The organism is Pseudoalteromonas sp. S408 (genome assembly GCF_005886645.1).
Lineage (GTDB): Bacteria > Pseudomonadota > Gammaproteobacteria > Enterobacterales > Alteromonadaceae > Pseudoalteromonas.
On sequence record NZ_PNDY01000011.1, the window covers coordinates 54,268 to 66,927 of the forward strand.

General features: G+C 37.0%; 10 protein-coding genes. 9 read left to right on the plus strand and 1 reads right to left on the minus strand.

Annotated features, from left to right (window positions below; translation table 11 throughout):
* The first annotated feature begins 80 nt into the window (after positions 1-80).
* From rlmKL to CWB62_RS10075, 4 genes are read left to right on the plus strand one after another with little or no spacing between them, the layout of a single operon-like run.
* On the plus strand, positions 81-2,198 hold the full coding sequence (rlmKL, locus tag CWB62_RS10060) for a bifunctional 23S rRNA (guanine(2069)-N(7))-methyltransferase RlmK/23S rRNA (guanine(2445)-N(2))-methyltransferase RlmL (protein WP_138529204.1): 2,118 nt from the start codon (positions 81-83) through the stop codon (positions 2,196-2,198).
* Complete coding sequence (locus CWB62_RS10065) at positions 2,191-2,430, plus strand: glutaredoxin family protein (protein ID WP_138529202.1); 240 nt, start codon at positions 2,191-2,193, stop codon at positions 2,428-2,430. The genes rlmKL and CWB62_RS10065 overlap by 8 nt, the downstream gene beginning before the upstream one ends.
* Before the next feature lie 15 nt (positions 2,431-2,445).
* Positions 2,446-4,359, plus strand: a complete 1,914-nt coding sequence (gene uup / locus CWB62_RS10070; protein ID WP_138529200.1) for an ATP-binding cassette ATPase Uup — start codon at positions 2,446-2,448, stop codon at positions 4,357-4,359.
* Positions 4,360-4,370: 11 nt separating this feature from the next.
* Positions 4,371-6,116 (plus strand): DUF3466 family protein, encoded by a 1,746-nt coding sequence (locus CWB62_RS10075; protein ID WP_138529198.1) that lies wholly within the window; start codon positions 4,371-4,373, stop codon positions 6,114-6,116.
* A 66-nt stretch (positions 6,117-6,182) separates the two neighbouring features.
* Here CWB62_RS10075 and CWB62_RS10080 read toward each other — a convergent pair whose 3' ends face one another.
* Entirely contained in the window at positions 6,183-6,692 is a 510-nt protein-coding gene (locus CWB62_RS10080; protein ID WP_138529196.1) for a DUF2062 domain-containing protein, read from the minus strand.
* On the opposite strand from CWB62_RS10080, the gene CWB62_RS10085 reads away from it, so the two are divergent.
* The 5 genes from CWB62_RS10085 to kdsB are packed head-to-tail and all read left to right on the plus strand — an operon-like array spanning position 6,672 to position 12,658.
* Positions 6,672-8,939, plus strand: coding sequence for a DNA internalization-related competence protein ComEC/Rec2 (locus CWB62_RS10085; protein ID WP_138529194.1), 2,268 nt, complete (start codon positions 6,672-6,674; stop codon positions 8,937-8,939). The genes CWB62_RS10080 and CWB62_RS10085 overlap by 21 nt on opposite strands.
* 60 nt (positions 8,940-8,999) lie before the next feature.
* A complete protein-coding gene (gene msbA, locus CWB62_RS10090; protein ID WP_138529192.1) occupies positions 9,000-10,745 on the plus strand; it encodes a lipid A export permease/ATP-binding protein MsbA in 1,746 nt (581 codons plus the stop codon).
* Entirely contained in the window at positions 10,742-11,722 is a 981-nt protein-coding gene (gene lpxK, locus CWB62_RS10095) for a tetraacyldisaccharide 4'-kinase (protein ID WP_138529190.1), read from the plus strand. The genes msbA and lpxK overlap by 4 nt, the downstream gene beginning before the upstream one ends.
* Positions 11,712-11,909, plus strand: a complete 198-nt coding sequence (locus CWB62_RS10100) for a Trm112 family protein (RefSeq protein WP_138529188.1) — start codon at positions 11,712-11,714, stop codon at positions 11,907-11,909. The genes lpxK and CWB62_RS10100 overlap by 11 nt, the downstream gene beginning before the upstream one ends.
* Positions 11,897-12,658, plus strand: coding sequence for a 3-deoxy-manno-octulosonate cytidylyltransferase (gene kdsB, locus CWB62_RS10105; RefSeq protein WP_138529186.1), 762 nt, complete (start codon positions 11,897-11,899; stop codon positions 12,656-12,658). The genes CWB62_RS10100 and kdsB overlap by 13 nt, the downstream gene beginning before the upstream one ends.
* Positions 12,659-12,660: the final 2 nt, after the last annotated feature.

The window sequence follows — 12,660 nt, forward strand, 5'->3', positions numbered from 1 at the left end:
TTATTAAGCATGCGTTATGGCGTGTTTGTCCCTCAACCTATGGTATAATCCTGCGCAATTAGCTATTAAGGGTTACTACTTTGCAATTTATCGCACTTACTTCTATCGGAATCGAAAATTTATTAGTTGATGAGTTAACAGAACTTGGCGCTGCTGTGTCTAAGCAAACTGTTGGTTCTGTTCGTTTTGAGGCTGACTCATTACTGGCGCAAAAGGTTTGTTTATCAAGCCGTTTTGCTACTCGTGTGCTTATGCTTATCGAAGAAAAAGAAGGCGTTGATGACAAAGATAGCTTGTATAAATTTGCTCGTTTTCAACCTTGGCAAGAATGGTTTGGCCCAACCCAAACATTCGCTGTAGATTTTAACGGTACTAATGATTCATTAAAAAATACACAGTTTTCAGGTTTAGTCATTAAAGACGCAATTGTTGACTATTTTAATAACTTGTACGAGCAGCGTCCTAATGTTGATAAACAGGATGCAAATGTTCGTGTTGTTGCGCGTTTAAATCGTCACGGTGTTTCTTTATATATTGACTACTCAGGGCCAAGACTATCTGAACGTGGCTACCGACAGGGACAAGGTAAAGCGCCAATAAAAGAGCATTTAGCTGCGGCAATTATTAAGCGCAGTGGATGGCTAGATAACGTTAAACAACCTTTGTTTGACCCATGTTGTGGTGCGGGTACTATTTTAATAGAAGCTGCTGGTATGGCGCGTAATGAGGCGCCAGGGCTATTTCGTGAAGGGTTTGCTTTTGAGCGTTTACCTAGTTTTAGAGTGGCAAAATTCAACGCGTTAAAAGAAGAGTTGTTCGAAAATATTACAGATCCAAAATTATGGTTAATAGGCCACGATTACGATGCTCAGGTACTAGGTAAAGCCATTGATAACGCAAAACGTGCAGAGCTTGATGACATAATTAAATTTAAACAAAGCGATGCGACAAAGTTAACCGCAGTGGCTAAATTACCTGGTGTAGTTATTTCAAATTTACCCTATGGCGAACGTATTGGCTCTATGGCTGAGTTAGTTAATTTACACCGCAACTTAGGTGTTGGCTTTAAAAAGCATTTTAATCATTGGAAACTGGCGTTATTGGGCATGGATGAAAGTTTATTTAAACTTTTAAAGCTGGTTAAATTAAAACGTTATAAATTTAAAAATGGTCCTTTAGATGTTGAGCTTAATTTATATCAACTAGATGATAAGCAAGTCAGTTTGACTACGGATGATAAAAAAGCCCTTAATTATGAAGGTTCAATGTCGTTTGCTAATCGTCTGAAAAAAAATAAACAAGGCCTCAAAAATTGGTTAAAGCAAAATAAAGTAGATGCTTATCGTGTTTATGATGCTGATATTCCGGAATATAATGTAGCAGTTGACGTTTACAACGACAGTGCTGTAATTTTTGAGTATGCTGCACCGAAAGAAATAGATGAAAAAGTATCCGATAAACGCCTTCAAGACGTAATTAGCTTAACAGCGCAACAATTAAATATTGCACCTGAAAACATAGCTGTAAAAGTCCGTAAAAAGCAAAAAGGTGAAGAGCAGTACACACCTATGGCTAAGCAAAATAGAACCATGGTTGTTGAAGAGTTTGGTGCAAAGTTTAAAGTTAATTTATTTGACTACTTAGATACCGGGTTGTTTTTAGATCATCGTTTAGTGCGCCGTTACATCCAAGAAAATGCGAAAGACAAACGTTTTTTAAATTTATTTGCTTACACGGGCAGTGCATCAGTCCATGCAGCCCTTGGTGGTGCAAAGGCTATTACCACAGTCGATTTATCCAAAACCTATTTAAAATGGGGGCAAGATAATTTTGATTTAAATAATATCAGCAATACGCGTTACCGTTTTGAACAAGCAGACTGTCTTAAGTGGTTAGAACATGCGACTGCGCAATATGATTTAATATTCCTTGATCCGCCTACGTTCTCGAACTCAAAGCGAATGAAAGATGCGTTTGATGTTCAGAGCGATCACATTAAGTTACTCACTTGGGTTAAAAAAATTCTTAGCCCGTCTGGCACATTGATTTTTTCTAACAATAAACGCGGTTTCGTTATGGATGAAGTTGGCTTGATTGGCTTGGGTTTAAAAGCCGTTAATATTTCTGACAAAACACTGTCACCAGACTTTAAGCGTAATAAAAAAATTCATAACAGCTGGTTAATTACCCATGGCTAAATGGACGTTATACCATACGGAAGGTTGCCATTTATGTGAACAAGCTCATTCGTTAATAACACCGTTATTAACGAGTGAAAAAAGTTTACTTTTAACAGACATAATGACTGACAAGCAACTTATTGCGCAGTACCAGGTAAGTATTCCTGTTTTAGAAAATGAACATGGCCAACAACTTTTTTGGCCTTTTACTGCAGAACAAGTGCAAATCTTTTTAGCACTGGCAGATTAAGAGCATAGTAGAATTATGGATTTAATAAGAATTTCAAAAGCCCAACTCGCCTTTGGTACACATGCGTTACTTAATAACGCAGAGGCTGTTATTGAAAGTGGCGAGCGAGTATGTATTGTTGGCCGAAACGGCGCAGGTAAGTCGACACTGTTAAAAGTGTTAGACGGCCAAGTAATTTTAGATGATGGCGAAATAAACCAGTTAGGTGGTTTAAAAATATCTCGTCTTGAACAAGACCCACCAAAAGGGGCCAGCGGTACTGTATTTGATTACGTTGCGCAAGGTATGCCAGATATAGCTAATTTACTTATTGATTATCATCATGTTAGTAATGAGCTTCAAACTGAATGTACTGATCAATTATTAAATAAACTTGAGCGTTTATCGAATAAATTAGAAGCTGCGGATGGCTGGCGCTTTGATAGCCGCATTCAACTCGTTTTAACAAAACTTGAGCTCACACCCGATGCAAAACTTGAATCGCTGTCAGGTGGGTGGTTACGTAAAGTTGCACTGGCACGTGCATTAGTTAGTGAGCCTGACTTGTTGCTATTAGACGAACCAACAAACCACTTAGATATGACAAGTGTGATGTGGTTAGAGCAGTTTTTAAAAGACTTTAAAGGTGGGATTGTATTTATATCTCACGATCGTGCGTTTATTCGTGCAATTGCTACGCGTATTTTAGATTTAGATCGCGGCAAACTTATTTCATACCCAGGTGACTACGCCACTTATCTAGAACAAAAAGCGCATGATTTAAAGGTAGAGGAAAGCCAAAACGCATTATTTGATAAACGATTAGCTGAAGAAGAAGCGTGGATCCGTCAGGGTGTAAAAGCCCGAAGAACTCGTAATGAAGGTCGTGTACGTGAATTAAAACAATTACGTAATGAGCGCAAGCAACGGGTTGATCAAGTTGGTAAAACAGATTTTAATATTGAGACTGCAGACCGCTCAGGAAAGTTAGTTTTTGAAGCGAAACATTTATCTCATGCTTTTAGAGAAAAAACGATTGTAAGCGATTTTTCTACCTTAGTAATGCGTGGCGATCGTATTGGATTAGTTGGACCTAATGGTGTAGGTAAAACGACACTATTAAAACTTATGTTTGGTGATTTAGCACCTGACAGCGGGGAAACTAAGCAGGGTGTTAACTTAGAGTTTGCTTACTTTGACCAATACCGTGAAAAATTAGACGAAGAAGCAACGGTTCAAGACAATGTTGCCGAAGGAAAACAAGAAGTGATGATGGGCGGCCGCTCTCGTCATGTATTAGGTTATTTACAAGACTTTTTGTTTCCACCTGCACGAGCGAGAACACCCGTTAAGGCCTTATCTGGCGGCGAGAAAAATCGATTATTACTTGCTAAGCTTTTTTTAAAACCATCGAATATTCTGGTGTTGGATGAGCCAACAAATGATTTAGACATTGAAACACTTGAGCTGTTAGAAGACATTATCAATCAATATCAAGGCACCGTAATTATTGTAAGCCATGACCGTGAATTTATTGATAATACGTGTTCTAGTGTGTGGGCGTTTGAAGGAAGCGGCAAAGTAACAGATATAGTCGGTGGTTATAGTGACTATGAAGCCTATGTAAGTTATTTAGCAGAACAAGAAAAACAAACGGTTAAACTAAGTGTAAAAAAAGTAGAAAAGCAACCGACCCCAGTTGCAAAGCCAGCCGCTAAAACGAATAAGCTATCTTACAAATTAAAACTTGAATTAGAACAGTTGCCGAATAAAATGGAGCAACTTGAAGCTGACGTAGAAGCTCAACAAAACGTGGTAGGCGATCCTGACTTTTTTAAACAAGACAGTGACATAACAACCAAAGCATTGAACCATTTAGCACAACTTGAGTCTGACCTTGAAGCCGCTTTTGAGCGATGGGAAGAACTTGAAGAATTACAGAATCAGTAGTAAGGACTAAAATGAAATATAAATTACTCGCTGCCAGTATCTTAGCAACATTGAGTACATCAGCTATTAGTGCAACATACCAATTAAGTGAATTAGGGACTCCTGATAATGCGAAGTTTTCTTATGTTACTGATGCAAGTGAGAGTGGACACATAATTGGTTTAACAAATGGATTATATAATTTACCCATTGATATTAGCTATATAGATTTCACTGATAACCTTATAGAAAATGCATATGATAATGAAGTTTCAATTTTTGAACTGAGTGATAAGGTAATAACTTTTACACTTGATGATATTGAAAATAATAATGCAGCTTCCACTAATCCTGATGCACACAATTTTATGGTTAGGTTTTTGTCTGGTTTATCGACTAATTTTGAATATCAAAAACTAAATTCGTTTACCGGTATTAGATTTAGTGAAAATGTAGTAGTTGAACAGCCTCTTTTTGATATTGCCTCAGTAGACTATGATGGTTTAACACGCTCTACCTTTAATGTTTACAATGCAGTGAGTGAAGACGGTGTTTCAGTCGGATGGGGCAGTGCGCCTTATGATAAAGTCTCTTTTACGCCCGATGGTGAAGACGATGCTGAAATTTGGTTTACGCATGATTTTATAGAACGAGGCATTGTAATAGGTGCTAATGGTACAGAAGTGCCTCTTGTACCTGAGTTCAATGAATACGGCGGTACAAGCCGAGCCAATGATATTGTCAAAACTAATAATGGGTATATTGTTGTAGGTAATATATCAACGGATATTAATTTCGATAGATTAGAAGATATTGATGAGAACTGCGATGGCGAAGATGAACCTGTTTCTTCTTGTATTAACCTATTAAATAGTAATTTTCTTGGTGGGATTTTTAACAAGCGAGCAGTGAAATGGCAGTTGGACGCCTCCCTTAATATTACTTCTGTAGAAGAACTTGGTTTAGCTTTAACTCCTGATGAAGATGAAATAGAAGAGGACACATTTACCAGTACGGCTTTTGCAGTAAATGCGAATGGTACTGCAGTAGGCTCTTCACATACACGTTATAAAAATAATGATAATATATTCGTTACAATGCCTGTGTACTTCAAAGATGGAGAGGTTGTTACCTTTATTGAGCAAGAAAATGACTCTAGTCAAACTGGAATTTCTTCAGCAATAAATGATGATAATATCATTGCTGGTTATGCAACTCGAATAGTTGAAAACACTCGGATAAGAAAATTCTTTTATCATGATATCGCCACAGGCAACACGGTTTACCCTACAAACTTCTTTTTAGCTGCAAACTCGACTGCTAACGATATAAATAATCAAGGTTACATTGTGGGTGAGAGCGAGTTAGGTGGATCGGACAGTTCACGCGACAAAGCTGCATTTATTTATAAAATTGGTGAAGACAAAATAACCAATTTAAATGATCTTTTACCTTGTTATGAAACAGACGGTGAGACTGATTATCCATATACGGTCGTAGAAGCGAATGTTATTAATGAGAATAACGAAGTGTTTGGTGTTGCAACCAAAACCGTAGAAAAGCGTGATACGCTCGGCGGAATAGTTACCGATGTAAATGGCAATATAGAATTTGAAAGTGTAGCTGTTGCAGTTAAATTAACACCACTTGAGAATGGTTCAATTGAAAATTGTGCACCGCCAGAAGCTGAAGTTTATGAAAGAAGTTCAGCGAGTATGTCTTGGTTAGCGTTCTTGTTATTACCATTAGTTGGTTTTAGACGCATATTTCGTTTTTAAGTAAATTTTTTAACAAAAAACCCAGCTAGTCAGCTGGGTTTTTTTTCGTCTATAATAAGGTGAATACTAATGTTTATTACGAGCTGCTCTTGCATTAACAATAGAGCGACGCCATAAAATATCAATTCCAAAATAACCGACAATTGATGCTATAGAAGCGCATACAAGCGAGCCTACAAGGAATGCAGGGCCAATAGTTTCGATACTTTGCTCGAACCAAGCCCAGTTAAGCTCAAAGGCAAAGTGTTGCTCTGGCTGATTTAAAACTAGCGTACCTACGAGATAAGAGCCATAAAAAATAGGTGGCATAGTCAGCGGATTAGTGAGCCAAACAAGTGTTGCTGAGATAGGTAAGTTGACTCTAAACACAATAGCGGTTGCTGCGGCTAAAACCATTTGAAAAGGAACAGGGATGAACGCAAAAAATAAACCAACTGCAAAGGCCCCGCGTGCAGAGCGCCGGTTTAAGTGCCAAAGGTTAGCGTCTTGCAAAAGTTTACCAAAAATTTTTAACGATTTGTGATGTCTAATTTTATTCGGATCGGGTAAAAATCTTTGGATAGTTTTCTTAGCCATTTAAAGCAACCATTTACATCAGTGTGGATCAGTCTTGGTTTGGTAATTGGCTGTATTTCAACCGTGTTTTATTACGAAACGCTCGAGTTTTCTATTATTACAATCTCTATTGTAATAATAGGTGCTTATTTTAAGCCGTTTTTGTCCGTATTGTTAGGCTTTATTTTAGGTATTTGCCTAGTTGTGGTTCATTATTTTATGTTTTATGACTTTAACCACATAATAAAACATGATAAGTACGCGTATCCAGTCGAAGTTGTCATTCAAGAAGTAGTTTCAAGCAAGGCTCCACAATACATCAAAGCGAAATTAGTTAAAATTAATGGCCAATACTACTCTGATTTCACCGCACCAAGCGCGATGCTAAGTGTTAATGTAGAACAACCACTGCGTACCAATGATAAGTTTGAAGCGAGTGTTAATCTAAAAAAATTTAGAAGTACGAAAAACTTTAATGTATTTGATAATGAATTGTATGCATTCAAGCAGCGAGTATTTTTTAAAGGTAAAGTCCTTAATAAAGAGTTAAAAATTAAAAGCACTTTAGTGCAAAGCACCGTTGAAAACTACAGAAGCTTTATTAAAGTCACATATGAAAATACAACACTAAAATGGCTTTATTATGCGTTATTAACAGGAGATAAGTCGTTGATGACGCCGAGTGATAAGCAGCTTATGCAATCACTTGGTTTAAGCCATTTACTTGCCATTTCCGGTTTACATATTGGGTTGATATTTGGTTTTGGTTTTTTTATTACAAAGTTTGTATTCATACAAGTTAAATTTGTAAACAATCAAACGCTTAATTTCTCAATTGTATATAGCGTGGTAGGTTTTGTACTAGCGTTTGTTTATGTGTATTTAAGCAATTTTTTGGTTTCTGCAACAAGAGCCCTAATTATGCTTGGCTGTTATTTGCTATTGTACAATTTGCAAAGACAGCCGATGAGATGGCGCAGTATTTTATTCGCGCTTGTTATTGTACTTGTAGTTAATCCGTTTAATGTGTTGAATCCTGGATTATATTTTTCATTTTTTGCAGTCGCGGTTATATTTTTAGTTATAAAAAAAATACCTACCTTTAACAATGTATTTTTAAAAATGGTTTTTGCTCTAATTGCTATTCAGGCCACACTATTCATTAGTTTACTGCCTTTGTCTTTATATTTCTTTAATGGGGTTAGCATTGCTGGTTTAGTCATAAATTTAGTCGCTATTCCATTTCTTTCATTTATTTTAATGCCCTGTTTAATCTTATTAACGGCTATCAGTGCTGTGTTTGATATTAGTATCGCTATTATTTTTATAGATAGTGGTTTAGCGTTTATTTTCGCCTGTTTAAATAAACTACCGTCAGGTTTTGGTTGGCTAAACCTTGGCTTTATGGGGGGAGGTGTCATTATTTATGTTTATCTTACTCTTGCACTATTTTATTTTGCACCATACAAACGGCTCATTTTTTTACCCTTAACTATACTTTATATCGACTCTTTACTGACTGATAAGCCTAAATGGAAATTACATGTGTTTGATGTAGGTCATGGCCTTATGGTGCTTATTGAAAAAGATAAAAAGGGGTTTATTTATGATTTTGGGCCAAGTTACTTTAATCGTTTTAGTCGGGCTAAGAGTATTTTGTTGCCTTTTATTGAAGCAAACAACATAACAATTATTCATTCGGTCGTTAGTCATCTTGATAACGACCATTCAGGCGGTGTGATGCATTTTATCGATGCTGGGTTAAAGTTTTCATTTAATGAATTTCACCCTGATGGACCTAAAAAGAGCTGCATACAAAATGAGTTAAACATGGTGGGGCTTAAAATTAAAAGCTTTCCAACAGAGCTATTTGGTAATGAAAATGATGAATCTTGCGTGATTAAAGTTTCAGATGAGGAGCATAGCGTTCTACTAACGGGCGATATTTCAAAAAATAGAGAATTTCAGCTGGTAAACCTCAGTGATGCTTTAAAGAGCACCGTTTTACTGAGTCCACATCATGGAAGTAATACGTCATCAAGTAATGAATTTATTAATGCAGTTATGCCACAGGTCGTTATTCACTCTAGTGCTTATAAAGGACAGTGGCAATTTCCCAAAGCTGAAGTTGTTGAACGTTATAATAAAATTGATGCCTTGCAATATAGCACCGGTGTTCAAGGGCAAATCACGATAGAGTTCTATAAAGGTGATACGTCTGTTATTTCAGCAAGAACTCAGCAAAGCTACTGGTTTATAAAAGATTGACGTTTTGTTTTAGTTCAAGCAAGGATACAATAGGGGCTGTAATTGTAAAAAGAGAGTGTTATGGATCAAAGTACTACACAAATTTACAAGCGTTTAATTTCCTACGTTGGAGCCTTTAAAAGTGTAGCCGTTGTTGCTGTTGTCGGCATGATTGGATATTCAGGTATGGATGCACTATTTATTCAATTAATGAAACCATTTATCGATGAAGGTTTAAATCAACGTAATACCGAAGTATTAAAGTATGCCCCTTTTGTGGTTATTGCTTTGGTTATTGGTCGTGGTATTTTCAATTTTATGTCGTCTTATTGCCTCAGTTACGTTGGCTCGCAAGTTGTTCGTTCTTTACGCCAGGAATTATTCGACCATATTTTACATCTCCCCGTATCTTTTCATGATAAGAACTCAACGGGTGATTTAATCTCTAAAATCACGTTTGATACAGAGCAAGTCCAACAAGCGATTACTAAAGCATTATTAATAGTAGTGCGTGAGGGGGCGTTTGTTATATTTTTACTTGCACTGATGTTTTATACCAGTTGGCAGCTATCACTTATATTTTTAGTTATTATTCCTTTAGTTGCCTTAATTGTTGCCATTGTATCTAAGCGATTTCGTCATATTTCTAAAAACATTCAATCTGCTATGGGTCAAGTTACAAGAAGCTCAGAGCAAATGTTAAGCGGCCACAAAGTGATTCATGGTTTTGGTGGGCAAGAACAAGAAGTGAGTAAGTTTTCTAAAATTAATAATCATAATCGCCAGCAACGTATAAAAATGGATGCTACTAAAGCGCTGAGCGTTTCAATTATTCAAATACTTGCAGCGAGCGCTATGGCAGTTATTTTGTGGGTGGTATCAATGCCTTCAATGATAGATACAATCAGCTCAGGCGACTTTGTTGTGCTTATTTCATCTATGATGATGTTACTTCGCCCGCTAAAACAATTAGCTAATGTTAATAGTGATATGCAGCGTGGTATTTCTGCAGCACAGAGCATATTTTTAATTCTTGACGAAAACATAGAAAAAGATACAGGCACGGTATCAGTTAAGAAGGCCAAAGGTTTAATTGAGGTTAAAAATGTGACCTTTAAATATCCAACAAAAGACGAGCCTGTGTTAAATGACTTAACACTTACAATTGAGGCTGGCCAGAGCATTGCGTTAGTTGGGCGGTCGGGCTCCGGTAAATCAACAATTTCAAATTTATTGCCTCGTTACTATGATTTAGATCTACCTAGTGAAATTCTCTTAGATGGAGTTCCTCTTAGTGATTATAAACTTACGGATTTGCGCCGCCAATTTGCTCTAGTATCGCAACAGGTTGTTTTGTTTAACGATACTATTGCTAACAATATATGTTACGGAATACAGCGAGAAATTTCAGAGACTGAGTTACAAAAAGTGGCTAAGCAAGCTCACGTGTGGGAGTTTGTAAAAGATTTACCTGAAAAGCTAAATACAATGGTAGGAGAAAATGGGGTGATGCTTTCTGGTGGTCAACGTCAGCGTATTGCTATAGCCAGAGCTATTTTAAAAGATGCCCCTATTTTAATATTAGATGAGGCAACATCTGCATTGGATACAGAATCAGAAAAACTGATTCAACATGCGCTTGATGACTTAATGAAGGATAAAACATCCATCGTAATTGCACATCGGCTATCTACAATTGAAAACAGCGATAAAATTTACGTTATTGATAATGGCCGCGTTATTGAAAGTGGTGACCACACGAGCCTACTCTCAAACAATGGAACCTATTCAGCACTATGTAAAATGCAGTTTGGCGATCACTCGTGAATACCATTGAAAAAAGCTGGTATAAACCGGTTGGGCTAATAACATTACTATTGTTGCCATTGTCAGTTTTATTTTGGCTAATTTCGATTACAAGAAAGTGGTTGTACAGTGTGGGAATACTTAGGCAATTTAAAAGCAAAATACCCATAATCGTAGTCGGTAATATAAGTGTAGGTGGAAATGGTAAAACACCGTTTGTGTTATGGCTTTATGACTTTTTAACAAAGCAAGGGTTATCAGTTGGAGTGATCAGCCGTGGTTATGGTGGAAAAGCAGGTAGTTACCCTTTAATTGTTACTAATAACACGTCAGCATCTGAGGCGGGTGATGAGCCTAAACTTTTGTTTCATCGTCTTAAATGCCCAATTGCGATAGGCCCAAATCGGCAACACAATATTGAGTTACTGGTACGTGAATATAATTTAGATATCATTATTTCAGATGATGGCATGCAGCATTATAAAATGGCACGGACTATTGAATGCTGTATTGTAGATAGTGAACGGCAATTTGGAAATGGGTTATTAATGCCTGCTGGACCATTACGAGAAACCCCACAACGTTTAAAATCGGTCGATTTGGTTGTTGAAAATGGTGGACAAAGTAATAACAACTATACATTACAACCCGCAGCGCTCAAATCAGTTAAAAACTCCATCCCTGTTGCTGAATCGATTACAAAAGGCCATGCAGTTAGTGCTATAGGAAACCCTAAACGTTTCGAAAATACCCTAATAAAACAGGGCATAACACTATTGTCTTCAAATCATTTTAGAGATCACTATGCGTATACAGCTGAGGATTTCAAACAATTTGGCAACGACAATGTTCTAATGACCGAAAAAGACGCAGTTAAATGCGGCGAGTTCGCCAAAGATAACTGGTATTATTTACCAGTAGATGCAAAGCCAACACAGGCTGTAATAAACAAATTAACTTTAATATTAAAAGAAAAAGGGATCCTAAATGGCCTTTGATACTAAATTACTCGAAATAATTGCTTGCCCAGTATGTAAGGGAAAATTACGTTTTGACAAAGATAACAATGAACTAATTAGTACTGCTGCAAAATTAGCATACCCTGTTAAAGATGATATTCCGGTATTACTAGAAAATGAAGCAAGAGAGTTATCTTTAGATGAGGTTGAAAAGTGGAATTCGTAGTTGTAATACCTGCGCGTTATGCTTCAACTAGGTTACCAGGTAAACCATTGGCGGATATTTGTGGCAAGCCAATGATTCAGCACGTTTATGATAAAGCATGTTTATCAGGTGCAAGCCAAGTAATAATAGCAACCGATCATCAAAAAGTGTTTGATGCAGTAAGTACGTTTACTAACGACGTAGTAATGACACGTGAAGATCATCAATCAGGCACTGAACGCTTAGCTGAAGTGGTTGCTTTATTAAATTTAGATAGCAACACCATAGTTGTGAATGTTCAAGGTGATGAGCCACTTTTAGCACCAGATAACGTTTTACAAGTAGCTAAGTTACTTGATGAATCATCAGCACCTATGGCAACGTTAAGTGTCGCTATTGAGGATAAAGACGAAGTATTTAATCCTAATGCTGTCAAAGTTGTAAGTGATATAAACAAAAACGCGTTGTATTTTTCGCGTGCCAGTATTCCGTTTGATCGAAATGCTATGCTAGACGAAAAAACTGAATTAGAACTTTCCTCATTTCAGCGCCACGTTGGCATTTACGCATACAGAGCGGGTTTTATTAATCAATATATTGCACTTAGTGTTTCACCTTTGGAGTTATTAGAGTCATTAGAACAGCTGCGTGTTTTGTACCATGGTTATACTATTAAAATAGAGCAAGCTAAAATAGCCCCTCACGCAGGCGTTGATACCGCCGAAGATTTAGCTAAGGTAATCGCCTTTTTACAAAGCAAAAACGTGTGATC

Bases quoted from the DNA above. Each gene is read 5' to 3' on its own strand.
- CWB62_RS10065 (WP_138529202.1), top strand. From the start codon at position 2,191: ATGGCTAAATGGACGTTATACCATACGGAAGGTTGCCATTTATGTGAA.
- uup (WP_138529200.1), top strand. From the start codon at position 2,446: ATGGATTTAATAAGAATTTCAAAAGCCCAACTCGCCTTTGGTACACAT.
- CWB62_RS10075 (WP_138529198.1), top strand. From the start codon at position 4,371: ATGAAATATAAATTACTCGCTGCCAGTATCTTAGCAACATTGAGTACA.
- CWB62_RS10080 (WP_138529196.1), bottom strand. From the start codon at position 6,692: ATGGCTAAGAAAACTATCCAAAGATTTTTACCCGATCCGAATAAAATT.
- msbA (WP_138529192.1), top strand. From the start codon at position 9,000: ATGGATCAAAGTACTACACAAATTTACAAGCGTTTAATTTCCTACGTT.
- CWB62_RS10100 (WP_138529188.1), top strand. From the start codon at position 11,712: ATGGCCTTTGATACTAAATTACTCGAAATAATTGCTTGCCCAGTATGT.